This is a genomic window from Inhella proteolytica (genome assembly GCF_016093275.1).
GTDB classification, from domain to species: Bacteria; Pseudomonadota; Gammaproteobacteria; order Burkholderiales; family Burkholderiaceae_C; genus Inhella; species Inhella proteolytica.
The window spans coordinates 1-22,826 of record NZ_JAEDAK010000018.1; the positions used below are offsets into that span (position 1 = coordinate 1).

Annotated in this window: 20 protein-coding genes; 5 read left to right on the top strand and 15 right to left on the bottom strand. The window is 69.9% G+C overall.

What is annotated here, in order from left to right:
- From I7X39_RS23355 to I7X39_RS19595, 4 genes are all read left to right on the top strand, one after another.
- Window positions 1-212, top strand: a 212-nt coding sequence (locus I7X39_RS23355) for a hypothetical protein (protein WP_232352076.1), incomplete at its 5' end; no start/stop codon positions are given.
- Window positions 193-663, top strand: coding sequence for a DMP19 family protein (locus I7X39_RS19585; protein WP_198112871.1), 471 nt, complete (start codon window positions 193-195; stop codon window positions 661-663). The genes I7X39_RS23355 and I7X39_RS19585, both read left to right, overlap by 20 nt.
- Before the next feature lie 108 nt (window positions 664-771).
- Window positions 772-1,296 carry a P-loop nucleotide/nucleoside kinase family protein gene (locus tag I7X39_RS19590; protein ID WP_198112872.1) on the top strand — a complete coding sequence of 175 codons (525 nt, stop codon included), beginning with the start codon at window positions 772-774 and terminating at the stop codon, window positions 1,294-1,296.
- Window positions 1,297-1,808: 512 nt separating this feature from the next.
- Window positions 1,809-2,291 (top strand): hypothetical protein, encoded by a 483-nt coding sequence (locus I7X39_RS19595; RefSeq protein ID WP_198112873.1) that lies wholly within the window; start codon window positions 1,809-1,811, stop codon window positions 2,289-2,291.
- A 1,181-nt stretch (window positions 2,292-3,472) separates the two neighbouring features.
- On the opposite strand, the gene I7X39_RS19600 is transcribed toward I7X39_RS19595, so the two are convergent.
- The 15 genes from I7X39_RS19600 to I7X39_RS19670 all read right to left on the bottom strand — a co-directional run bounded on the left by I7X39_RS19600 (window position 3,473) and on the right by I7X39_RS19670 (window position 21,625).
- Complete coding sequence (locus I7X39_RS19600) at window positions 3,473-4,231, bottom strand: TSUP family transporter (protein WP_198112874.1); 759 nt, start codon at window positions 4,229-4,231, stop codon at window positions 3,473-3,475.
- Window positions 4,232-4,243: 12 nt separating this feature from the next.
- Window positions 4,244-5,743: a glycerol kinase GlpK gene (gene glpK, locus I7X39_RS19605; protein ID WP_198112875.1), complete on the bottom strand. Its 1,500-nt coding sequence runs from the start codon at window positions 5,741-5,743 to the stop codon at window positions 4,244-4,246.
- Window positions 5,740-7,215, bottom strand: coding sequence for an NAD-dependent succinate-semialdehyde dehydrogenase (locus I7X39_RS19610; protein ID WP_198112876.1), 1,476 nt, complete (start codon window positions 7,213-7,215; stop codon window positions 5,740-5,742). Before I7X39_RS19610 ends, glpK begins: the two co-directional genes overlap by 4 nt.
- A 169-nt stretch (window positions 7,216-7,384) precedes the next feature.
- Complete coding sequence (locus I7X39_RS19615; RefSeq protein ID WP_198112877.1) at window positions 7,385-8,971, bottom strand: glycerol-3-phosphate dehydrogenase/oxidase; 1,587 nt, start codon at window positions 8,969-8,971, stop codon at window positions 7,385-7,387.
- Complete coding sequence (locus I7X39_RS19620; protein ID WP_198112878.1) at window positions 8,971-9,759, bottom strand: SDR family NAD(P)-dependent oxidoreductase; 789 nt, start codon at window positions 9,757-9,759, stop codon at window positions 8,971-8,973. Before I7X39_RS19620 ends, I7X39_RS19615 begins: the two co-directional genes overlap by 1 nt.
- Window positions 9,756-10,670, bottom strand: a complete 915-nt coding sequence (locus tag I7X39_RS19625) for an SMP-30/gluconolactonase/LRE family protein (RefSeq protein WP_198112879.1) — start codon at window positions 10,668-10,670, stop codon at window positions 9,756-9,758. The genes I7X39_RS19620 and I7X39_RS19625 overlap by 4 nt, the downstream gene beginning before the upstream one ends.
- The gene (locus tag I7X39_RS19630) at window positions 10,667-11,536 is read right to left on the bottom strand and encodes an aldose 1-epimerase (RefSeq protein WP_198112880.1); all 870 of its coding nucleotides are present in this window, start codon (window positions 11,534-11,536) and stop codon (window positions 10,667-10,669) included. The genes I7X39_RS19625 and I7X39_RS19630 overlap by 4 nt, the downstream gene beginning before the upstream one ends.
- Window positions 11,530-12,651 carry a Gfo/Idh/MocA family protein gene (locus I7X39_RS19635; protein WP_198112881.1) on the bottom strand — a complete coding sequence of 374 codons (1,122 nt, stop codon included), beginning with the start codon at window positions 12,649-12,651 and terminating at the stop codon, window positions 11,530-11,532. Before I7X39_RS19635 ends, I7X39_RS19630 begins: the two co-directional genes overlap by 7 nt.
- Entirely contained in the window at window positions 12,648-13,493 is an 846-nt protein-coding gene (locus tag I7X39_RS19640; protein WP_198112882.1) for a carbohydrate ABC transporter permease, read from the bottom strand. Before I7X39_RS19640 ends, I7X39_RS19635 begins: the two co-directional genes overlap by 4 nt.
- Window positions 13,494-13,495: 2 nt before the next feature.
- The gene (locus I7X39_RS19645; RefSeq protein ID WP_198112883.1) at window positions 13,496-14,410 is read right to left on the bottom strand and encodes a carbohydrate ABC transporter permease; all 915 of its coding nucleotides are present in this window, start codon (window positions 14,408-14,410) and stop codon (window positions 13,496-13,498) included.
- An 11-nt stretch (window positions 14,411-14,421) separates the two neighbouring features.
- Window positions 14,422-15,669 (bottom strand): ABC transporter substrate-binding protein, encoded by a 1,248-nt coding sequence (locus I7X39_RS19650; protein WP_198112884.1) that lies wholly within the window; start codon window positions 15,667-15,669, stop codon window positions 14,422-14,424.
- Complete coding sequence (locus tag I7X39_RS19655) at window positions 15,666-16,742, bottom strand: ABC transporter ATP-binding protein (RefSeq protein ID WP_198112885.1); 1,077 nt, start codon at window positions 16,740-16,742, stop codon at window positions 15,666-15,668. The genes I7X39_RS19650 and I7X39_RS19655 overlap by 4 nt, the downstream gene beginning before the upstream one ends.
- 7 nt (window positions 16,743-16,749) lie before the next feature.
- Entirely contained in the window at window positions 16,750-17,544 is a 795-nt protein-coding gene (locus tag I7X39_RS19660) for an HpcH/HpaI aldolase family protein (RefSeq protein ID WP_198112886.1), read from the bottom strand.
- Window positions 17,544-19,844 (bottom strand): TonB-dependent receptor, encoded by a 2,301-nt coding sequence (locus tag I7X39_RS19665; protein ID WP_198112887.1) that lies wholly within the window; start codon window positions 19,842-19,844, stop codon window positions 17,544-17,546. The genes I7X39_RS19660 and I7X39_RS19665 overlap by 1 nt, the downstream gene beginning before the upstream one ends.
- A 41-nt stretch (window positions 19,845-19,885) precedes the next feature.
- Complete coding sequence (locus tag I7X39_RS19670) at window positions 19,886-21,625, bottom strand: IlvD/Edd family dehydratase (RefSeq protein WP_198112888.1); 1,740 nt, start codon at window positions 21,623-21,625, stop codon at window positions 19,886-19,888.
- A 118-nt stretch (window positions 21,626-21,743) separates the two neighbouring features.
- Here I7X39_RS19670 and I7X39_RS19675 point away from each other — a divergent pair, with 118 nt between their 5' ends.
- Window positions 21,744-22,805, top strand: a complete 1,062-nt coding sequence (locus tag I7X39_RS19675) for a LacI family DNA-binding transcriptional regulator (protein ID WP_198112889.1) — start codon at window positions 21,744-21,746, stop codon at window positions 22,803-22,805.
- Window positions 22,806-22,826: the final 21 nt, after the last annotated feature.

Here is a 22,826-nt window from a genome sequence, read left to right on the forward strand (position 1 = left end):
TGCAGGGCAAACACGTTCTTCGCCAGGTCGATGCCGACGCACACAATGGCCATGGACTTCCCCTTTCGAGTCAGTTGATGAGATTTCGCAACCCCATCGTGGCACTCGTTGCCGTTTCCCGCTTATTGCGGGCCGCTCGGGACGGGGAAGTCCCTTTCATTCGTTGGGCCGCAAGCAATGCCAAGAAATCAAATGCCTTCCGCTCCATTTGAGATTGCCGACGCAACTGCGTTCTGCAGCGCGCTCAACGCGGCAATTTGGTCACGGGTGCCGGAGACTGGCGCATTGGCTCAAAGGCTCTCGTTACTAACGCATCACGAGCGGGCATTTTTGTCGGTCGACATGTTTGGGAGAGACGCACTCTGTGAAGGGGTCGGGCACTTCTTTGAGCATGAGCAGGGTGAGCTCTACGAGGTGGTCATTTCGGGGCTTCGGGAAATCCGAGCTGATGCTCTCGCTGAGACGCTAATAAAATACGTTTCTATAGTATTTGGCGAAACCGTGCCGACGGATGAATTCCAACGCCAAAGGATATTGGACGCGAATCGCGAGGCTGAGGAAGAAGCAGATGAATTGTTTCGTCACTTTCTCGACATGCACGGCGAGTTGGAGAAGCGGCTTTCTGAATGGTCCCGCGCCAACAGGCAGCATTTCCGTGTGTAGGCCCAACCCGGCGCTCAAGCCGAACGGCCGCAAGAAGCGCGGCCGTCGTCTTGGCTGACGCATACAAGGGCTTCCCCACTGATTGCAAGCACCAAACAACCTACCGTGATGCCCATTGTTCGAATAATTGAAGGCCCTGTGGGTGCGGGCAAGTCAACGTTCTCTGCCTCGCTTGCCAGTCGTACTGGCGGCGTGCACATCGCCCTTGACGCATGGTTTGCGAAACTGTTTAGTCCAGATCGACCTACAGGCGATTTCATTCCTTGGTACGTGTCGAGGAAAGACCGTCTTCTCGACCTCATCTGGATTCATAGCCAAGCAATTCTTACCTCTGGCTCCGATGTGATCCTGGAACTTGGGCTCATTCAGCGTCAACCGAGAATGGATTTCTGCAGGAAGGTGATGGGCAGTGGCTTTGGTCTACTGATGTACGAACTTGATGCACCAAGAGAGGAGCGTTGGGCTCGGGTTCAGCGGCGGAATTCAGAGAAGGGCTCGACCTTCTCCATGGTTGTTCCAGCGCAGATCTTTGAGCTTGCAAGCAATATGTGGGAGCCCTCCGATTCACTTGAGCGCGAGGAGTACGAGATTGAGTTGGTATCCACAGGCTCCTGCGAAGAGGGAGATGGCTAACCGGTCGCTCGAGCCGACTCGCATGGGCAAGCCTCGGACTGCGGCTCCGCTTCAACGTTGAGCATCATGATGACCCGATACCGAGGCTTTATGCACTCGTCGACCTAAAGCTGTCTGCTCAGCGCGGAAGCAGAGGCGGAGCATCGGCAAAAGGGGTTGCTTCAAACTGATGCGGTGCTGCTCTGGGAATTCGATGCGGCCACTTGGGAAGAAGCGATGTCCATTCATCACCTTCGAATGGGTTTTGAGCCATATGAGCCATCCGGGGAAGGGCAGCCGTGCCCAAACTGCCAAGCTGTTTTCTATCCCGAAGGCTCAGCACAATGCTGGCGCTGTGGATCCATATGCTGAACGGGTGGATCAACTTTTCATAACAGCGGACTTGCGCAAGCTTCGCCGGCCAGTTCGCTTACGCGAACGTTAATCGCTAATTCATTAGAGGCAAGCCGCACTTCAACTTCGGCCGCCTGCGTTTAACCCCTCGATATCTCAAATCCATCAGGCGGACCCCCATGAAATGGCTCTCTTCAACCCTGGTCGCGATCTCTCTCGCCCTGGCGGGACCCGCCTATTCCGAGCCGATCGGACATTCAGGCTTGATCGGCAAATGGGCGGTCGATGTGTCTCGTCTGCCAATTCCTGCGGAGGTGCGGCCCAAAAGCGTCTCCGTCACGTTTGCAGAGGCGGAGGGCGGGCGGCTTTTCACGCGGGTGGAGGTGGTTGACCCGAACGGTGCGGTCCTCTATGCCGAGAGCGTCGCTGAGCTCAATGGCACGCCGGTGGTCGTCAAGGGCAATCTCGAGGCCGACACGGCCGCCGTTTCCATGCCGGCCCCAGGCGTGCTGGTGATGCAGCTTTCGAGGGCGGGCGTGCCGGGCTCGACGCGCATCTACACGGTCGCCGCCGATCGAAAGTCGATGACGGAGACCGCCGCCAACTTTGGTGAGGATGGCCGTCCCGTGATGCGGACCCATCAATTCAGCCGCGTTCAGTAGGTGCGCGCTCACGGCCCGCTCGGCTGACATGCCCCCGCGGCCGCCCCCTTCTGCCCAGGGGCCGGGTCTGCGGCAGGCTTCTTGCGTCGATCGCTGACCTGCAAGCCTCCGGCGGGGCCGCTCCGTGCCATCCCGGGCCGATGCGGGTCGAAGTCTTCCCTCGCGAGCCCCGTCGCTGGACTGGGTGATGCCGGCCTCGCCCCCAGACCGTGCGCCGCTGGCGCCCTTGCCGGCTGAGAATGGCCGCTCCCCCGCCGCCTCCGGCCCTCAACACCCCATGCCGATCCCCGCTCTGCCAGCGACCGGTTTTCCAGCGCCCAGGCCCGCGCGTGGCCGTGGCTGGCTGGCGGGGCTGCTGCTCGCCCTGGTGGCCGGGGGCAGTGCGGCGCAGACCACGGTGCGCTACCCGGCGCCGGAGATGAAGGCCGATGCGCGTGGTGACTACCCGGTGCAGGTGCTGGAGCTGGCGCTGCGCAAGAGTGGCCAGTCCTGGGAGGCCCGGCCGAGCCCGCAGCCGATGGTGAAGGGCCGGGCGGTGCTGGAGCTGCTGCGGCCGGATGGCGGGCTCGACGTGATCTGGGCGCAGAGCAATGCCGAGCGCGAGAACCTGCTGCGGCCGATCCGCCTGCCGATCGACCGCGGACTGATCGGCTGGCGCGTGGCGCTGCTGCGCGCGGGCGATGCCGAGCGCCTAGCGGCCGTGCGCGAGCTGGAGGATTTGCGCGCGCTGAAGGCCGGCCAGGGGCATGACTGGCCGGACCTGAAGATCCTGCAGGCCAATGGGCTGGAGGTGAGCGCCGTGAACAGCTACCCGGCGCTGTTCAGCATGCTGGCGCTGGGCCGTTTTGACTACCTGCCGCGCTCGCTGGGCGAGTACCGCGAGGAGCTGCGCCAGCTGGAGCCGCAGCAGCTCAAGCTGGACCGGTACCTGCTGCTGCACTACCCGGCGGCGCTGTACTTCTTCGTGCGCAAGGACAACGCCGCGCTGGCCCAGGCCCTGACGGACGGCCTGAACCAGTCGCTGCGCGACGGCAGCCTGAAGGCCTTGTTCGACAGCCATTACGGCGCGGCGATCCGCGCGGCCGACATTGCCAACCGCCGCGTGATCCGCCTGCACAACCCGCTGCTGCCCACCGAGCTGCCGCTGGCCCATGCCGATTGGTGGTGGCAGCCCGAGGAAGCTAAGTCCAGCCCGCCGCCGCTCGCAACGCCAGGCCCGCAGCGGTCAACACCAGCAGGGCGCAAACCAGGCGGCGCAGCGTCGGCTCCGGCAGCGGGGCTGGGCGGCCGGCCATCCAGCGGCTGAGGCCCCAGACCACCGGGAAGGCCTCGGCGCTGAGCTGCAGCACCGTGGCATCCAACTGGCCGGCGCCGCCCAGCAGGCCCAGGCGCAGCAGGGCGTTGACGGCAAACACGGTGACGAGCGCGTCGCGGATGCGTGCCAGCGCCAGCGGCTGGCGGTAGAAGTGGTAGACGAGCGGCGGCCCGGCGGTGGAAAACAGCCCGCCCAGCAGCCCGCCCAGCAGACCAAAGCCGGCGAAGGAGGCTGCCGTGGCAACCTGCGGCTGCGGGCGCTGCTGGCGCAGCAGCTGCAGGGCGGCCAGCAGGATGGTGAGCGCCAGCAGGGCCTGCAGCAGCGGCAGCCAGCGCTGGCTCAAGAGCACCAGCAAGCCCGCGCCCAGCAGCACGCCCAGCAGGCTGCCGGCCAATGTGGGGCCCATCACCCCGGGCGGGAACTGCGGGCGCGCGCGCCAGAACAGGCCGGCGGCGTTCACCAGCACCAGCACGCTCACCGCATGCGTGAGTGCGGCCAGCGGCGCCACCTGGCTGACGGCCACCAGGCCCAGCAGCACCAGGCCGAAGGCAAAGCCGGTGAGGTTCTGGATCACGCTGGCCAGGGCCACGAAGGCCAGAAACAGCGCGTGGTCTGCCAGGGTCATGGGGTGAAGGAATCAGCGCGTGCGCGCTTGGCGCACCGCCTGCTCCCAGCGCGCCAGGTGCTCGGCGGCCTGGGCGCGCGAACCCTGCGGCTCGAAGCGGCGGTCGACGCGCCACAGGCTGGCCAGCTCGTCCAGCCCGCTGTACAGGTCGGCGCCCAGGCCGGCCAGGCCGGCGGCGCCGAAGGCGGTGGTCTCCACCACCTGCGGGCGCAGCACGGGGATGCCGAGCAGGTCGGCCTGGAACTGCATCAGCAGGTCGTTCACCGCGGCGCCGCCATCCACGCGCAGCTCCTGCAGCGCGGCGGTGCCGCTGCGCTGGGCGTCGGCATTCATGGCCTGCAGCAGCACGGTGCTCTGCAGCGCAATGCTTTCCAGCGCGGCGCGGGCGATGTGGGCGGCGCTGCTGCCGCGCGTCAGGCCCACGATGGCGCCGCGCGCGTCGGCGTCCCAGTAAGGCGCGCCCAGGCCGGCGAAGGCGGGCACGAAGCAGACGCCGCCGCTGTCGGGCACGCTCGCGGCCAGGGCCTGCACCTCGCTGCTGCTGCGAATCAGCCCGAGGCCATCACGCAGCCACTGCACCACTGCGCCGCCGATGAACACGCTGCCCTCCAGCGCGAACTGCGGCGTGGCGTCGGCCTGTGCGGCGCGTGTGGCCAGCAGGCCGTGCTGCGAGTGGCGGCGCTCGCTGCCCGTGGCCAGCAGCAGGAAGCAGCCGGTGCCATAGGTGTTCTTGGCCAGGCCGGGGCGGAAGCAGGCCTGGCCGAACAGCGCAGCCTGCTGGTCGCCGGCGATGCCGGTGATGGGAATGGGCACGCCGAACAGCGCGGCATCGGTGTGGCCGAAGGGGTGAGCCGAGGGGTGCACGGCCGGCAGCAGCGCGGTCGGCAGCTGCAGGCGCTCCAGCAGGGTGTCGTCCCAGGCGTCGCGTTCGATGTCGAACAGCAGGGTGCGTGCGGCGTTGCTGGCGTCGGTGGCGTGCACCCGGCCGCCGGTCAGGCGCCAAAGCAGCCAGCTGTCCACGGTGCCGAAGGCGAGCTCGCCGCGCTCGGCGGCGGCGCGGGCGCCGGGCACCTGCTCCAGCAGCCATGCCAGCTTGGTGGCGCTGAAATAGGGGTCGATGACGAGGCCGGTGCGCTCGCGCAGGCGCTCGGCCAGGCCTTCCGCGCGCAGCTGCTGGCACAGGGGCTCGGTGCGGCGGTCTTGCCAGACCAAGGCGCGGTGCAGGGGCTGGCCGCTGCGGCGGTCCCACAGGCAGGTGGTCTCGCGCTGGTTGGTGATGCCGATGGCGGCGATGTCCTGCGCCTGCAGGCCGGCCTGCTGCAGGGCCTGGCGGGCGGTGGCCAGCTGGGTCTGCCAGATCTCTTCAAGGTCGTGCTCCACCCAGCCGGGCTGCGGGTAGTGCTGGGTAAATTCCTGCTGTGCCTGCGCCACCAGGCGGCCGTCGCGGCTGAAGACGATGCTGCGCGAGCTGGAGGTGCCCTGGTCCAGCGCCAGCAGGTAGCCGCCGCTCATCGCGCGGCCCCGATGCCGGCCAGGCACAGGTACTTCATCTCCAGGTACTCGTCCATGCCATGGCGCGAGCCCTCGCGGCCCAGGCCGCTGTGCTTGACGCCGCCGAAGGGCACCTCGGCGGTGGAGATGAGGCCGGTGTTGACGCCCACCATGCCGTACTCCAGCGCCTCGCCCACGCGGAAGATGCGGCCCATGTCGCGGCTGTAGAAGTAGCTGGCCAGGCCGAACTCGGTGGCGTTGGCCAGGGCAATCGCCTCGGCCTCGGTGTGGAAGCGGAACACCGGCGCCACCGGGCCGAAGATTTCTTCGCGCGCGCAGCGCATGCCGGCGTGGGCGTCGGCCAGCACGGTGGGGGCGTAGCTGTGCGGGGCCAGGCGGTGGCCGCCGGTGAGCAGGCGCGCGCCCTGGTCCAGGGCGTCCTGCACATGGGCTTCCACTTTCGCCAGCGCATCGGCGTCGATCAGCGGGCCCTGCTGCACGCCGGCTTCGAAGCCGTTGCCCACGCGCAGCTGGGCGGCGCGCTCGGCCAGCTTGGTGACAAAGGCCTCGTACACGCCGTCCTGCACATAGAGCCGGTTGGCGCACACGCAGGTCTGGCCGGCGTTGCGGTACTTGCTGATCATGGCGCCTTCCACGGCGGCGTCCACGTCGGCGTCGTCGAACACGATGAAGGGCGCATTGCCGCCCAGCTCCAGCGCCAGCTTCTTGATGCTGGGCGCGCACTGCGCCATCAAGAGGCGCCCGACCTCGGTGCTGCCGGTGAAGGAGAGGTGGCGCACGGTGTCGCTGGCGCACAGCGCGCGGCCGATGGCGACGGACTGCGCGCCGTCGCCCGTCACCACGTTCAGCACGCCGTCGGGCAGGCCGGCGCGGCGCGCCAGCTCGGCCAGGGCCAGCGCGCACAGCGGTGTCTGCTCGGCGGGCTTGACGACGACGGTGCAGCCCGCCGCCAGCGCCGGCGCCACCTTGCGCGTGATCATGGCCACCGGGAAGTTCCAGGGCGTGATGGCCGCGCACACGCCGATGGGCTGGCGCAGCACCAGGTAGCGCTTGTCGGGGTCGGTGGTGGGGATGGTCTCGCCGTACACGCGGCGCGCCTCTTCGGCGAACCACTCGATGAAGCTGGCGCCGAACGTAATCTCGCCGCGCGCCTCGGCCAGGGGCTTGCCCTGTTCGGCGGTCATCAGGCGCGCCAGGTCCTCGGCATGCTGGTGCAGCAGCGCGGCCCAGCGCTGCAGCGCGGCGGCGCGCTGCTTGGCCGGCAGCGCGGCCCAGGCGGGCAGGGCGGCGGCGGCAGCGGCAATGGCTTCGTGCGTGTCGGCCTCGCCCAGGTTGGCCACCTCGGCCAGCAGGGCGCCGGTGGCCGGGTCGTGCACGTCAAAGCGCCGCTCGCCCGCGCGCCAATGCGCACCGATGCGCGCGTCGCGCACGAGCAGGCTGGGGTCGGAGAGGGCGAAGGCGGGTTGTTGCATGGTCAGAGCCTGTGGATGAATCCGGCGCGCCCGAGCGGGTGCTCCAGAGGGTGTTGGACTAGGCGCAAAGCGCAGCCATAGCTCGGGCTATGGCGAGCATTTGCAACGACGGCCGGCGCCGTCTGGGGCGCACGAGCGGGTGTGCAGGATTTGTTCACAGGCTCTCAACTCAGGGCAGTTGGCGGTAGCGGCGCGCCAGGGCAATGAAGGGTTCCAGGCCGAGCTGTTCGGGCGTGCGGTCCAGTTCCTCCGCCAGCAAGGCGGCCACCGGCGCGGCCAGGGCTTCGGCGCGGGCGGCATCCAGGAAGAGCAGGCGGCAGCGGCGCGCCAGCACGTCTTCCACCGTGCGTGCCATCTCATGCCGGGCGGCAAAGCGCACCATGGCTTCGCTGAGGCCGCAGCCGGAGGTCTCGGCTTGCCAGAGCCAGTGATCGGCGCCGGGCAGGGCCTGCAGGACCGCGGCCTCGCTGCCGTAGCCGTGCAGACCGGGCGGGGCGGAGACGGGCGGCCCGCCGGCCTGGGCGCCCACCAGGGGCAGGCGCTCGGTGCCGCCGGCCGGGGTGGCGGGCAAGAGGCCGGCGGCGGCGCAGCGCGCCAGCACGTCCTCGGCCATGGCGCGGTAGGTGGTCCATTTGCCGCCGGTGACGGTGACCAGCCCGCTGCGCGCCACGCGCACGGTGTGCTCGCGTGAGATGCCGCCGGTGCCGCCGCCGTCCTCGCCCTCGGGCTTGACGAGCGGCCGCAGCCCGACCCAGTGGCTGCGCACATCGGCCGGCTGGGGCGCGCGGCGCAGCACGCGGCCGGCCTCGCGCAGGATGAAGGCCACCTCGTCCCGCAGCGCCTCGGGCTCCAGCGGCAGGGCGTCGCGCGGGGTGTCGGTGGTGCCCAGCAGGGTGCTGCCCAGCCAGGGCACGGCAAAGAGCACGCGGCCGTCGTCGGTGCGCGGCACCAGCAGGGCGTGATCGCCGGCCAGGAAGGCGCGGTCCACCACCAGGTGCACGCCCTGGCTGGGGCGCAGCATGGGCGGCGGCGCGGCTTGGGCATCGGCCTCGGCATCCAGCCCGCGCAGCGCGTCCACCCACACGCCGGTGGCGTTGACGACGCAGGCGGCCTGCAGCTCCAGGGTTTCGCCGCTTTCGCGGCAGCGCGCCTGCACGCCGGCCACGCGGCCGCCCTGGTGGCGCAGCGCCGTCACTTCGCAGTGGTTCAGCAGGTCGGCCCCGCGCGCCAGCGCGGTGCGGGCCAGGGCCACGGCGAGGCGGGCGTCGTCGAACTGGGCGTCCCAGTAGCGCACGCCGCCGCACAGGGCCTCGGGCGCGGCGCCGGGCAGCAGCTCCGTCACGCGGCGGCTGCTCAGGAATTCGGTGGGGCCCAAGCTGCGGCGGCCGGCCAGCAGCGCGTAGGCCTTCAGGCCCAGGCCGTAGTAGGGCGCCTGCCAGGGGCGCCGGGCGGGGGTGACAAAGCCCAGCGGCGAGGCCAGGTGCGGCGCGTTGGCCAGCACGGTGGCGCGCTCGTGCAGGGCCTCGCGCACCAGGCCGATCTGGCCCTGCGCCAGGTAGCGCACGCCGCCGTGCAGCAGCTTGGTGCTGCGCGAGGAGGTGCCCTTGGCGAAGTCCTCGGCCTCCAGCAGCGCGGTGCGCAGGCCGCGCTGGGCGGCGTCCAGCGCCAGGCCCAGGCCGGTGGCGCCGCCGCCCACCACGATGAGTTCGTAGCGCGTGCCGCGGCGCAGGCGCTCCAGGAGCTCGCGACGCTGCATCAAGAGATCACGGATTGCTGCGCGATGCCGGCGTCCACCAGCACATGCTGGCCGGTCATGCCGTCGCTGTCGTCCGCGGCCAGGAAGAGGGTGGGGCGCGCCACATGGCCGGGGTCGAGGCGGATCTTCAGGCACTGCGCGTCCAGGAAGGCCTGGTCGGCGGCGGGGTCGCGGTGCAGGGTGGTCTGGCGCTCGGTGACGATGGCGCCGGGCACGATGGCGTTGACGCGGATGTTGCGCGGGCCCAGCTCGCGCGCCAGGGTGCGGGTCAGGCCCAGGATGCCGGCCTTGGCCGTGGTGTAGCCCACCAGATTGGGCCGGCCGCGCATCCACGACACCGAACCCATGTTGACGATGGAGCCGCCGCCGGCCGCCGCCATGCCGGGCGCCACGGCCTGAATGGCGAAGAAGTAGTGCTTGAGGTTCAGGGCCAGGCGGTCGTCCCAGTACTCGGAGGTCACTTCCTCCATCGCATGGCGGTCGTCGCGGCCGGCGTTGTTGATGAGCACGCGGATGGGCCCCAGCTGGGCGGCCACCTCGCCCAGCAGGGCCTGGTAGGCGGCCACGTCGCGCACGTCGCAGGGGGCGAAGAAGGGGGCCTCGTGGCCGGCGGCGCGCAGCTGCTCGATCAGCTCGTCGCCGCCATCGGCGCGCAGGCCGCAAAAGGCCACGCGCGCGCCCTGGGCGGCGAAGGCGCGCACCAGCTCGGCGCCGATGCCGGAGCTGCCGCCGGAGATGAAGACGACGCGGCCCTGCAGCGAGGGGTAGCGGGTGAAGGCTTGGGTCATGGCAGGGGGTCCAGCTGGGCAAGCGTGGCGGGCAGGCCGGGAACGTCCACGCGCAGTTGCAGCACGCGGCCGGACCAGGGCATGGCCTCCAGCTCGGTGGCCGGGCGCTTTTCGCGCGCGGTGGTGAGGTAGAGCGTGCGCAGGTCTGCGCCGCCGAAGCAGGGCATGGTGGGGCAGCGCACCGGCAGGGGCACGGTGCGCAGCAACTCGCCCTCGGGTGAGAAGCGCAGCAGGCGCGCGCCCTCGAACATCGCCACCCAGTAGCAACCCTCGGCGTCCACGGCGGCGCCGTCCGGCCGGCCGCCGTAGAGCGCGGGCGCGGCTTCGTCCTTGGGCTCGAAGCGCAGGAAGAGCTCGCGCGGGCCCAGGCGGCCGGTTTGCGGGTCACAGTCCATGCGGTAGACCACATGGGCCTTGGTGTCGGCCCAGTAGGCCAGCCGGCCGTCGGGGCTCCAGGCCAGGCCATTGCTGACGGTGATGTCGCCCGCCTGGCGCTGCAGGGTGGCGCCCGCCAGGCGGTAGAGCGCGGCACGCGGCGCATCGCGTGGCTCGTAGATGGTGCCGACCCAGAAGCGCCCCTGCGGGTCGACCTTGCCGTCGTTGAAGCGCTCGAAGGCCGGGTCGTAGGGGGCGGGGGCGAGCGGGGTGCTGCGGCCGCTCTTGGGGTCGAAGCGCACCAGGCCGTCGCGCCGCGTCAGCAGCAGGTCGCCCGCGGTGGTGGCGGCGCAGCAGCCCAGGTCGGCGTCGAAGGCCCATTCTTGGTAGGCACCACTGCTGGGGTCATAGCGCTGCAGGTGGCGGCCCGGGATGTCCACCCAGTACAGCACCTGCTCCTGCGGGTGCCAGAGCGGCGATTCGCCCAGCACATTGGGGGGAACCGGCAGGGCGGCGATGAGGGCGTCGATGCTCATGGGAGGGGGGGCAGGCGCTGCAGGCGCATCCAGCCTTCCAGGCGCTGGCCCGGCGCCAGCGCCACCAGGCCCTGAGCCAGCGGGTCGGGCGCCTGGATGGCGTTGTTGACATGGCTCACCGGCTCGACGCAGAAATGCGGCGCGCCGGCCGGGGTGAAGACCACCAGATGCCAGGTGCTGGCGGTGAGGTGCAGGCGGTGGCGTGCGTCCTCCACCCAGGCCTCGCCGGACCAGCCATCGAAGCAGTGGTCCAGCGCCAGGCCGGCCACGGCGGCGTCCAGCGCGCCCTGCGCCACGCGCTGGCGCGGCAGCGCGTCCGCGCCCGCTTCCCAGCGGCCGGCCACCTGCGTGCGCAGGCGGCTGCCGGGGCGGTGCAGGAAGTAGGGGTGCCAGCCCAGGCCGGCGGGCTGCATGCGGGTGTCGGTGTTGCGCAGGCTGATGTCCCAGCGCAGCGCGTCGCCCAGCAGGGTGAAGCGCTGCGTGGCCTCGAAGGCAAAGGGCCAGTCGGCATCGGGCTGGTGGCGCAGGCGAAGTTCGGCGCGCTGGGGGTGGCGGCCGACGACTTCCCAGGCGCGCTGCCAGCCCACGCCGTGCAGCGAGTGCGGGTGGTCGCCAAAGTTCGGGCGCGTGCGGTGGCCTTGGCGCTGCCACTCGAACTGGCAGTGGCCGATGCGGTTCGAGTAGGGCAGCATGGCGAAGCCGGCCGACTGGCGCGGCCCCGCCAACTGCTCGGCGGGCGTACTGCGCAGCAGGGGCTCGTCGTCCCACCACAGGCCGGCCAGGCTGCCGCCCAGGTCGGGCCGCAGTTCGGCGCGCAGGGCGCCGCATTGCAGCGCCACGCTCGGGGCGGTTTCGGTGATCACCATCCGGGCGGCAGCAGCTCGCTGAGCTGCACGGGCAGGCCGGTTTCGATGGAGCGGTGCGCGGCCAGGCCGGTGATGACGCTGCGCAGGCCCTCTTCCAGCGGGATCTCGGGCGGCAGACCTTCGCGCACCGCGCGGGCGAACTGCTGGTGCTCGATGAAGGAGGCGCCGAAGTGCTGGCCGGGGTAGCGGATGTTGGTGTCCCACACACGCCGCACCGAAACGCCGCGGCCGGTGCCCGAGGGCTGGCCCCAGGCGGCGCGGCGGCCCCAGTCGGCGCGCCGGCTGTGGCGCAGCTGCAGCGAGGGCAGCAGGGATTCGAGCTTGCCCTCGTCGCCCACCACCACGATGTGCTCGTTGTCCATCGAGCCCTCGGCAAACATGCACAGGTCCAGCAGCGCGCGCGCCCCGCTCGGGTACTCGACGACGACATAGGCGCTGTCCAGGATGTCCGGGCGGCGGCCGCCGTAGTCTTCGTCCAGGTGGTTCACGCGCTGGGCGCCGGAGGCGAACACGCGCAGCGGCTGCTCCTTCAGGATCAGGTCCATCAGGTTGAAGTAGTGGCAGCACTTCTCCACCAGGGTGCCGCCGGTGTTGGCGGTGAAGCGGTTCCAGTCGCCCACCTTGGGGTAGAAGGGTTCGCGGTGCTCGCGGATCGCCACCTGGTGCACCGTGCCCACCTCGCCCGCATGGGTCATGCGGATCATCTCGGCCACCGGCGGCATGTAGCGGTATTCCTGCGCCACCCAGACGATGCCTTTGCGCCCCTGTGCCAGGCGCAGCATCTCCAGGCCGTCTTCCACGCGGGTGACGAGGGGCTTCTCGATCAGGATGTGCAGGTCTGGCTGTGCCAGCACGGCGCGCATCATGTCGATGTGGGTGAAGTTCGGCGTGGCGATGACCACCGCGTCGCACAGGTCGGCCTGCACCAGGGCCTGGGCGTTCGAGAAGGTGGGCACGGGCGCATCCAGCTGGGCCAGCGCGGCCTGCAGGCTGGGGGCATGCGGGTCGGCCAGCGCGGTGACGCGGGCGTTGCCCAGCGCGCGGATGTTCTCGATGTGCTCGCGGCCCATGCTGCCGCAGCCCACGATGCCGTAGCGAATCAGTTGCTGACTCATCCTTTCAAACCTCCTTGGGTGAGCCCGCCGACCACGCGTTCCTGGAACAGCGCGATCAGCACGGCCACCGGCACGATGGCGACCACCAAGGCCGCCGAGATGATGGGCCAGGGGAAGGCGAACTCCCCCTGGTACAGCGTGATGCCCACCGGCACCGTGCGCATGCCCGCGCTGGCGTTGAGCGACAGCGCGAGCAAAAACTCGTCCCAGGCGTTCACGAAGGCCAGGATGCCGGCCGTGAACAGCCCCGGTGCGGCCAGCGGCAGCACCACCTTCACCAGCGCCCCGATGCGGGTGCAGCCGTCGATCAGCGCGGCGTTCTCCAGGTCGCGCGGAATGCTCTGGAAGAAGCTCACCAGCACCAGCGTGCACACCGGCAGGTTCAGCACCACATAGGGCAGCACCAGGGCGGTGTAGGTGTTCAAGAGGCCGAGCACGCGCATGGTCTCGAAGATCGGCACCAGCAGGGTGACGAGCGGGAACATGCTGCTGGCCACGATGGCCGTGAGCACCAGCTGGCGGTGGCGCAGGTTCAGGCGGGCGATGGCGTAGGCCGCGCCGGTGGCCACCAGCAGCGAACCCAGCGTGGCCAGGCCCGCCACGATGAAGCTGTTGCCCAGGTAGCTGAGCAGCGGCTGGTCGGCAAAGGCGCGCGCGTAGTTCGCCAGCGAGGGGTTCTGCGGCAGGTAGCTGATGGGTTGCTGCACCAGCTCGGCCTCGGACTTGAGCGAGGTCAGCAGCACCCACAGAGCCGGGAAGAAGCCGTTGATGACCACGAGGGCCGCGGCCAGCCGGCGCAGCGCGGGGGATTCGAACCAGCGGTCGAGCGAGTTGCCGGTCATCGTCATTCCTTGCCGATGCGGCGCAAATAGGCCGCGGTCACGCACAGCGAGATCAGGAACATCGCCACCGCCTGGGTGGAGCCGTAGCCCACGTCCAGGTAATCGATGGTGGTCTTGTGGATCAGCATGGCCAGGGTCTCGGTGGTGTGGCCGGGGCCGCCGCGCGTCATCGTGAAGGGGATGTCGAAGGTCTGCAGCGCGGTGATGGTGCGAAAGATCAGCGCCACCACGATGGAGGGCATCAGCATCGGCACGGTGATCTGCCAGAACTGCTGCCAGCGGCTGGCGCCGTCCACCTCGGCGGCTTCGTACAGCGAGCGCGGAATCATCTGCAGCCCGGCCAGCAGGATCAGCGCCATGAAGCTGCTGGTCTTCCAGATGATGGCGATGCAGATGGCTGCCAGCCCGAGGCCGCGGTCGAGCAGCCACATCGGCGGCTCCTTCATGCCCAGCCGCACCAGCAGGTCGTTGACGATGCCGTAATCGGTGTGGAAGAACCAGGCAAAGATCAGGCCCACGAAGGACAGCGGCAGCGCCCAGGGCAGCAGCAGCGCCAGGCGCACCGGCCAGCGCCGCTTGAAGGGCAGGTTGGCCAGCAGCGCCAGGCCCATGCCCACCACCAGCGCGCCCGGCACGGTGATGGCGGTGATGAGCAGCGTGTTGCCCAGCGCGCTCCAGAACTCGCGGTCCTGCAGCAGGTCGGCGTAGTTCTGCAGGCCCACGAAGCGGGCCACGCTGCCGCCCGAAAGCCGCAGCTCGAAGCCGCTGTTCCAGATCAGGCGCAGGATGGGGTAGGCCACGATCAGCGCCAGCAGCGCGAACGCGGGGGCCAGCAGCAGCACAGCCAGGGTGCGGTCGCTCGGGTCCAGCAGGCGCTCGCGCCAGCTGGGCTGCCATTTCGATGGGGGCTGGTTCATCGCGTCGCCCTTCATCGCATGACCCGGCGCAGGCGGGATTCGACATCGGCGGCCGCGTCCGCGGGCTGGCGCGAGCGCGCCAGCACCGCATTGGTGGCGCTGCGCAGCGCGTCGCTGACCTCGCCGTAGCGGGCGCTCACCGGGCGGCTGCGCGCGTGGCGCACCACGGCGGCGGCGTCGGCAAACCAGGGCACCTGGGCCACCACCTCGGGGTGGGTGTAGAGCTCGGCGTAAGTGGGCAGCAGCGCACCGCGCACGGCCAGGAAGCGGCTGGCCTCCGGCGTGCTGAGGAACTGCACCAGGCGCGCGGCCTCGGCCTTGTGGCGGCTGAAGGCGCTCACCGCCCATTGCCAGCCGCCAGTGCAGGTGGCGCTCTGGCCCCCGGTCATGGCGGGCAAGGGCATCACGCCCACCTTGCCGCGCACCTGACTGTCGGCATCCTGCTCGAAGCGGTCCCAGGCCCAGCTCCAGTTCAGCGCGAACAACACCTTGCCGGCCTTGAACTCGTTCACCGTGTCGGGGGTCTTGACCTCCGCGACGTTGCGCTTGATGACGCCCTGGTCCATCAGCGTCACCCACTGCTGCAGGCCGCGCGCGGCGGCGGCGGCGTCGAACACCGAGCGGCCCTGCGGGTCCTGCACCGCCTTGCCCTGGCTCCAGTAGGGCAGCAGGAAGGTGCACACCGCACCCTCCACCGGCGCGCCCTGCAGGCTCAGGCCCTGCAGCTTGGGGTTGCCCTCGGCCTGCTGCACCTGGCGCGCCACGCGCCCCAACTCCTCCCAGGTGCGCGGCTGCGGCAGGCCATGCTTGTCCAGCAGGTCGCGGCGGTAGTACATGAACAGGGCATCGGCAAAGGCCGGCAGCGCGGCCACGCGGCCCTGCACCACATTGGCCTCGCGGTACACCGCCAGATAGGGCGCCAGCAATTGATCGGCCGGGCCCAGATGGGCGTCCAGCGGCTCCAGCCAGCCGGCCTGGAAGTACTGCGCGGGGTTGACGATGTCGATCAGGAAGGCGTCGAGCGCGTTGTCGCGCGCGTTCAGCACGGTGCTCAGGTACTGGCGCTGCAGGTCCGAGGTGGCGCCGCCGGTCTCGATGTCGATCGTCAGCCCGGGCTTGTCGGCCAGGTACTGGTCGAACAGCTTGCGCATCAGGTCGGGGCGCTGGTTGCTGCCGCCCACGAACACGCGCAGGCGCACTTCGGCGGCCGCACCCAGACTCAGGCACAGGCCCAGCAGCAGGGCAAGCAGGCGCTTCATGCGGAACGCAGCGCGCGGCCGTCGTTGGCGTCGAACAGATGCAGCTGGGCGCTGGCCAGGTGCAGGGTCAAGGCCTGGCCGCTTTGGCCGTGGAAGTCCGCGCCCACGCGCGCCACCAGCTCGTGCTCGCCCACCTGCACGGTCAGCAGGGTCTCGGCGCCCAGGGGCTCGATGAGCGAGAGCCGGCCTTGCAGCTGCAGGTCGGCATCGGGGCGCGGCTCCAGGGTCAGGTTTTCGGGGCGCACGCCCAGCACCTGGGTGCCGCTGTGGCCCCTCAGGTTGGCTGGCAGGGCCAGGCGCACGCCCTGGCCCAGCTCGGCCTGGCCGTCCTGCACCGTGCAGCGCAGCAGGTTCATGGGCGGCGCGCCGGTGAAGCCGGCCACGAACTGCGCGGCGGGGCGGTTGTAGACGGCCTCGGGCGTGTCGAACTGCATCTTGTGCCCGCCCTGCAGCACGCAGATGCGGTCGGCCAGGGTCATGGCCTCGGTCTGGTCGTGCGTGACGTAGACGATGGTGGCGCCCAGGCGCTGATGCAGGCGCTTGATCTCGGCGCGCATCTCATTGCGCAGCTGGGCGTCGAGGTTGGAGAGCGGCTCGTCGAACAGGAAGACCTTGGGCTGGCGCACGATGGCGCGGCCAATGGCGACGCGCTGGCGCTGGCCACCGGAAAGCTCGCGCGGCTTCCTCTGCAGCATGTGCTCGATGCGCAGCAGGGCGGCCACCTCACCGACGCGGCGCTGCACCTCGGCCTCGGGCGTCTTGCGCAGGCGCAGGCCGAAGGCCATGTTCTCGAACAGGGTCTTGTGCGGGTAGAGCGCGTAGTCCTGGAACACCATGGCGATGTCGCGGGCGCGCGGCGGGCGCTCGTTCACCACCTCGCCGTCGATCAGGATCTCGCCGCCGCTGATGGTTTCCAGCCCCGCGATCATGCGCAGCAGGGTGCTCTTGCCGCAGCCCGAGGGGCCGACGAAGACGACGAACTCGCCCTGGCGGACTTCCAGGTCGATGCCGTGGATGATGGGCACGCGCCCGTCGTAGCTCTTGCGCACCTGGCGCAGTTCGATGGCGGCCATGGCTCTCTCAATAGCCGCTGGAAGCGGCAGGGGCCGCGCCGTTCTGGCGCAGGGCGGCCAGGCCGGCCTGGGCGGACTGCATCAGCAGCCCCAGGTCCGAGGCCAGGGCCACGAAATCAAAGCCGGCGTCGCGGTAGCGCTGCACCGCGGCAGGGTTGCCGCCCACGGTGCCCACCGGCCTGCCCAGCTCACGGCAGCGCTGCGCGGCCGCGCGCATCAGCTCGAACACCTCCGGGTGCATGAGTTCGCCCACATGGCCCATGGCGGCGGAAAGGTCCGCCGGGCCGAGGAAGAGCGCGTCCACGCCGGGCACGGCAGCAATCGCGTCCAGCTGCGCCACCGCCTGCGGGGTTTCGAGCTGCAGCACCACGCAGAGGCCCTGGTTGGCCTGCTTCAGGTAGTTCGGTGTGGTGCCGAAGGCCGAGGCGCGGCTCATGCCCGCCATGCCGCGCACGCCCTCGGGCGGGTAGCGGGTGGCGGCCACGGCGGCGCGCGCCTCGTCGGCGTTCTGCACAAAGGGCACCAGCAGGCTGGTGGCTCCGGCGTCGAGCACGCGCTTCATCAGCACGGTCTCGTTCCAGGGCACCCGCACCAGCGGGGCCATGGGCGTGCAGCCCACCGCCTGCAGCAGCTGCGCCAGACCCAGCAGGTCCAGCGGGCTGTGCTCCATGTCCAGCACGCCCCAGTCGAAGCCGGCGCGGCCCATGGCCTCGGCCACGATGGGGCTGGCCGACATCACCCAGCTGCCCAGCGGGCAGTGGGTGGCGCGGGCCGCCAGCAGGTCGCGAAAGGCGTTGCGCATCAGAAGTCGTAGCGCAGGTTCACGCCGAAGTAGCGGCGGTCGTCGCGCGGCACGTAGCGGTTGATGTTGCTGCCCGAGTTTTGCACCAGGGTGGCGTAGGACTTGTCGCCCAGGTTGCGCCCGATCAGCGCCACGCTCCAGCCGTCGGTGCTCTGCAGCGCCACGCGGGCGTTGTAGATCGTGTACTCGGGCTGGAAGGAGTTGGGCTGCTGCTGCAGGTCGAACTGCACCTTGGTCTGCCAGGTGGCGTCAAAGCCGTAGTCCAGGCTCAGGCTGTCGGTGAGGGTCTGCGTGTACTTCAGGCGCAGGCTGGCCTTCCAGTCGGGCGAGAAGGGCAGCGGCTTGCCATTGATGTTGCAGCTGGCCGCCGCACCCGGCGGGCAGTTGAAGTTCTTCACGCGCGCCTTGATGTTGGCGACGTTGAAGCTCACGTTCAGTCCGGCGGTGGGGCGAGCGGTCAAGTCCATCTCGATGCCCTTGGTGCTGACTTCACCGGCGTTGATGAGGCGCGTGACGATGGTGCCGTTGACGAGGTCAGGCACATTGGCCTGGTAGCCGTTGTATTCGGTGTCAAAGGCGGCCAGGTTGACGCGCAGGCGGCGGTCCAGCAGCTCGCTCTTCAGGCCGATCTCATACGACTTGCTCTTCTCAGGGGCCAGCACGTTGTCCTGCGTGGGCGACATGTTGAAGAACACGTTGTAGGCCGGGCCCTTGTAGCCGCGCGAGTAGGTGGCGTAGGCCATCATGTCCGGCGTGATGTCGTACTGCGGGCCGAAGCGGCCGGAGACGGCGTCGACATCGGTGGAGCCGGTGACCGGCGCGCGCGTGGCGCCCACGCCCGAGAGGCCCGAGGCCGAGGCCACGCGGCCGTGGTAATAAGAGAGCTCGTCCTGCGTGTAGCGCAGGCCCGCGATGGTGCGCAGCTCGGGGCTGAAGTTCATCGTGCCCTCGCCGAACAGCGCCTTGCTCTTGCTGCGCACGCCATAGGTGGCCACGCCATTGCCGGTGACGACGGGACCGGCGGTGCAGGGCACCAGGCCCGAGGGCAGGGCTGCGGCGGTGCTGGCCGGGCAAGCCGTCACATCGCGGCGGTACACCTCGTCGTTCTTGCCGTCGAAATAGAACAGGCCGGCGACGTAGTCGAAGGTCTGCTTGCCGTTGCTGGCCACGCGCAGTTCCTGGGTGAACTGGCTGAAGTCGAGCGTGCCTTCATCGGCCAGCTGGGCGAACTGACGGTAGGGCTTGGGCAGGCGGTCCTGATCCTGGAACTGGTGGTTCTCCCAGCCGCGGTGGGCGGTGATGGAGGTCAGCGTCACGCTGGGCAGGGTGTAGTCCACCTGGGTCGAGAGGCCCTGGTTGGTGTCCGTCACGCGCGTCAGCATCTCGCTGTTGATCTGGCGGTTGGTGGGCGAGGGGATCACCGGCGCCACGGCCGCGGCGTAAAGCGGGTTGGCCGTCACCGCATTGGTGGGGTAGGTGGCCACATCGGTGCCATAGGGCACGCCGGTGGGGGTGGTGTCCTTGGAGCGCGTGTAGTCGGCGATCAGCGTGACCTTCATTTCGCGCATGGGCTGGAACTCGACGCGGCCGCGCACGCCGTCGCGGTCATAGCCGTTGACCTTGCTGCCATCGGCCACATTGGTGACGTTGCCGTCGAACTTGGCCGACATCAGCGACAGCGAGCCGCGCAGCTCGCTGGTGCCGCCGAACACGCCGGCGCGGATGCGGTGCTCACCGCCCTGGAAGGCCGACAGGTCCAGGTAGCCGCCCTTGCCCTTGGCCGCGGGGCGGGTGACGATGTTGATCACACCGGCCGACGAGTTCTTGCCGAACAGCGTGCCCTGCGGGCCGCGCAGGATCTCGATGCGGTCCACCTCCACCAGGTCCAGCGTGGCCTGGCCGGGGCGGGCGGTGACGACGCCGTCCAGCACCATCGACACCGTGGGCTCCACGCCCGGCGAGGTGGAGATCGTGCCCACGCCGCGGATGAACAGCGCCGAATCCTTGTTCGAGGCGTTGCTGCGGTAATTCACCGTCGGCAACTGGGCGGTGATGGTGGAGAGGTTGTTGAGGTTCATCTCCTCCAGCGCACCGCCGCCGATCACCGAGACCGCCAGCGGCGTCTTCTGCAGCGGCTGGATGCGCTTGGTGGCGGTGACGACCACGGCCTCCAGCTTGGTCGGATCCTTGGCCTCGTCCTTCGGGGCTTCGGCGCTTTGGGCTTGGGCGCCGAAGGCGGTGGAGGCCGCCAGGGCGAGCAAGCTCAGGCGGAAGGCGGGGATGCGGGGGGCGAAGGGCATGGTGGGTCTCCGGCGGGTGTTTTAGAAGGGGGTCGCAGCCATCAGAAGATGGTCGGCTCGGTACTCGGGATCGCGTCTTGCAAGAAATCGAAGTCGCACCCTTCGTGGGCTTGCGTCACATGCTCTTGATAGAGCTTGATGTAGCCACGCCGGTAGGGCGATACGGGGGGCTGCCACGCAGCGCGGCGGCGCGCCAGTTCGGCGTCGTCCACGCGCAGCTGCAGGCGGCGCTCGGGCAGGTTCAGCTCGATCAGGTCGCCTGTCTGCACCAGGGCCAGCGGCCCGCCCACCGCGCTCTCGGGCGAGATGTGCAGCACGCAGCTGCCGTAATGGGTGCCGCTCATGCGCGCGTCGGACAGGCGCACCAGATCGCGCACGCCGCGTGCCAGCAACTTCTTGGGGATGGGCAGGCCGCCCCATTCGGGCATGCCGGGGGCGCCCACCGGGCCGGCGTTGCGCAGCACCAGCACGGTGTTCTCGTCGCAGTCCAGCTCGGGGTCGGCGCAGCGCGCCATCATTTCGGCGGGGTTGTCGAACACCAGGGCCTTGCCCACATGGTGGAAGTAGCGCGGGCTGGCGGCGCTGGTCTTCATCACCGCGCCCTCGGGGGCCAGGTTGCCGCGCAGCACCGCCAGCGCGCCGGCTTCGCTCACCGGGCGGTCGAGCGGGCGGATCACCTCGTCGTCCAGGCTCTCGCGGCCGGCGATGGCCTCGCCCAGGCGCTGGCCGGTGACGGTCAGCTCGTCCAGGTTGAGGTGCGCGCGGATGCGGTTCAAGAGCGCGGGGAGGCCGCCGGCGTAGTGGAAGTCCTCCATCAGGCGGTCGCCACTGGGGAAGAGGTTGGCCAGCACCGGCACGCGGCGCGCCATGGCGTCCAGGTCGTCCAGGTTCAGGGCCACGCCGGCGCGGCGCGCCAGCGCCATCACGTGCACCGCGGCATTGGTGGAGCCGCCCAGCGCCATCTGGGCGGCCACGGCGTTCAGGAAGGAGCCGCGGGTGAGCAGGCGCGAGGGTTTCAAGTCCTCCCAGATCATGTGCACGATGCGCTCGCCGCAGGCGGTGGCCATGCGCACATGGGCGGAATCCATGGCCGGGATGGCGGTGGCGCCCGGCAGCGCCAGGCCCAGGGCCTCCACCATCGAGACCATGGTGCTGGCCGTGCCCATCACATTGCAGGTGCCGGGCGAGCGGGTCATCTTGGCTTCCAGATTGACCCACTCGTTGTCGCAGATGGCGCCGGCCTGGTATTCGTCCCAGAACATGCGCGTGTGCGTGCCCGCGCCCACCACGCGGGCGGGTTCGCCCTGCTTGAGGTAGCGGTCGCTCAGCATGCCGCCAGCGGGGCAGAAGAGGGTGGGCAGGTCGGTGCTGATGGCGCCCATCAGCGTGCCCGGCGTGGTCTTGTCGCAGCCGGCCAGCAGCACCACGCCATCCACCGGCAGGGAGCGCAGCAGCTCCTCCACCTCCATGGCCAGGAAGTTGCGGTAGAGCATGGTGGTGGGCTTGACCATCACCTCGCCCAGGCTGAGTGCGGGCAGCTCGAAGGGCATGCCACCGGCCATCAGCACGCCGCGCTTGATGCTCTCGGCCCGCTCGCGCAGATGCGCATGGCAGGGCGAGAGATCGCTCCAGGTGTTGATGATGGCGACGATGGGGCGCTCGAGCACGTCCTCCCGGCGCAGGCCCATTTGCTGGATACGCTGGCGGTGCGCAAAGCCACGCATGTCGGTGGCGTCGAACCAGCGACGGCTGCGCAGATCGGCGAGGGCTTTGCTTGTCATGGTCTGCAGGCGCTTTCGCACTCAAAAGTGCTGTGTTACCGCTAACATCATTCGATGCAGGAGAGGTTTTGAGCTATTCAAGGAAACCCTTGGTAACGGCCCGGAGGCCGCTGTGGCCGTGAGCCGCCGGCCCCGCCGCGGCCATGGCCGCCCCACGCTGGACGACGTGGCGCAGGCCGCCGGCGTGACGCGGATTACCGTGTCGCGCTTTTTCCACAGCCCGGACAAGCTGGCCCCCGAAACCGCCGCCCGCGTGCGCGCTGCGGTGGATGAGGTGGGCTATGTGCCCAATGCCCAGGCCGGCCAGCTGGCCAGCGGGCGCTCGCGCGTGGTGGCGGCGCTGGTGCCCAACCTCGGCTACTCGATCTTTGCCGAGACCATCCAGGGCCTGAGCGAGGGCCTGATGGACAGCGGCTACGAGCTGATGCTGATGCCCACCAACTACTCGCTGGAGCGCGAGGAGCGCCAGCTGCGCGCGCTGATGGCCTGGTCGCCCAGCGCCCTGGTGCTCACCGGCCGCCGCCATTCCGCCGCCGCTGAACAACTGCTGAATGGCTTGCGTGAGCAGGGCACGCCGGTGGTGGAGATCTGGGACCGCCCCGACGCGCCGAACGAGCCCGGGGCCCCTGCGCGCATCGGTTTCGACCACCGCGAAATCGGCATGCGCATGGCGTGCCACCTGATGGAGCTGGGCCACCGCCACCTCGGCTATGTGGACAACCCCGTGGCCGAGGACTACCGCGCCCGCGAGCGCCGCGCCGGCTTTGCCGCCGCCGCCGCCCAGGCCGGCGCCCGGCTGGACGAAGTGCAGGCCCCGCCCGGCGACAGCTTCGACTCCGGCCGCTGGGCGCTGCAGCAGCTGCTGGCGCGCCAGCCCGCGCCCAGCGCCGTGGCCTTTGCCAACGACCTGCTCGCCGCCGGCGCCTGGGTGGACCTGCAGGCGGTGGGTAGCTCCCTCAGCAGCTCCCCCACCAGCGGCCCGGCCCTGCTGGGTTTTGGCGACTTCCCCATCAGCCGCCAGGTGCGGCCCATGCTCTCCACCGTGCACACGCCCAATGCCGAGATCGGCCGCAGCGCCGCGCGCAGCCTGCTGGCCGCGCTGCAGAGCGGCGGCCCGCCCGAGGGGCAGGCGCTGGCCTGCGAGCTGGTGGCGCGCGGCAGCACGCCGCGCCATTCATGAAGTATTAAGGAAAACACCCAT

Coding starts and splice junctions, on each gene's coding strand:
- I7X39_RS19585 (WP_198112871.1), top strand. CDS start 193: ATGCCTTCCGCTCCATTTGAGATTGCCGACGCAACTGCGTTCTGCAGC.
- I7X39_RS19590 (WP_198112872.1), top strand. CDS start 772: ATGCCCATTGTTCGAATAATTGAAGGCCCTGTGGGTGCGGGCAAGTCA.
- I7X39_RS19595 (WP_198112873.1), top strand. CDS start 1,809: ATGAAATGGCTCTCTTCAACCCTGGTCGCGATCTCTCTCGCCCTGGCG.
- I7X39_RS19600 (WP_198112874.1), bottom strand. CDS start 4,231: ATGACCCTGGCAGACCACGCGCTGTTTCTGGCCTTCGTGGCCCTGGCC.
- glpK (WP_198112875.1), bottom strand. CDS start 5,743: ATGAGCGGCGGCTACCTGCTGGCGCTGGACCAGGGCACCTCCAGCTCG.
- I7X39_RS19610 (WP_198112876.1), bottom strand. CDS start 7,215: ATGCAACAACCCGCCTTCGCCCTCTCCGACCCCAGCCTGCTCGTGCGC.
- I7X39_RS19615 (WP_198112877.1), bottom strand. CDS start 8,971: ATGCAGCGTCGCGAGCTCCTGGAGCGCCTGCGCCGCGGCACGCGCTAC.
- I7X39_RS19620 (WP_198112878.1), bottom strand. CDS start 9,759: ATGACCCAAGCCTTCACCCGCTACCCCTCGCTGCAGGGCCGCGTCGTC.
- I7X39_RS19625 (WP_198112879.1), bottom strand. CDS start 10,670: ATGAGCATCGACGCCCTCATCGCCGCCCTGCCGGTTCCCCCCAATGTG.
- I7X39_RS19630 (WP_198112880.1), bottom strand. CDS start 11,536: ATGGTGATCACCGAAACCGCCCCGAGCGTGGCGCTGCAATGCGGCGCC.
- I7X39_RS19635 (WP_198112881.1), bottom strand. CDS start 12,651: ATGAGTCAGCAACTGATTCGCTACGGCATCGTGGGCTGCGGCAGCATG.
- I7X39_RS19640 (WP_198112882.1), bottom strand. CDS start 13,493: ATGACCGGCAACTCGCTCGACCGCTGGTTCGAATCCCCCGCGCTGCGC.
- I7X39_RS19645 (WP_198112883.1), bottom strand. CDS start 14,410: ATGAACCAGCCCCCATCGAAATGGCAGCCCAGCTGGCGCGAGCGCCTG.
- I7X39_RS19650 (WP_198112884.1), bottom strand. CDS start 15,669: ATGAAGCGCCTGCTTGCCCTGCTGCTGGGCCTGTGCCTGAGTCTGGGT.
- I7X39_RS19655 (WP_198112885.1), bottom strand. CDS start 16,742: ATGGCCGCCATCGAACTGCGCCAGGTGCGCAAGAGCTACGACGGGCGC.
- I7X39_RS19660 (WP_198112886.1), bottom strand. CDS start 17,544: ATGCGCAACGCCTTTCGCGACCTGCTGGCGGCCCGCGCCACCCACTGC.
- I7X39_RS19665 (WP_198112887.1), bottom strand. CDS start 19,844: ATGCCCTTCGCCCCCCGCATCCCCGCCTTCCGCCTGAGCTTGCTCGCC.
- I7X39_RS19670 (WP_198112888.1), bottom strand. CDS start 21,625: ATGACAAGCAAAGCCCTCGCCGATCTGCGCAGCCGTCGCTGGTTCGAC.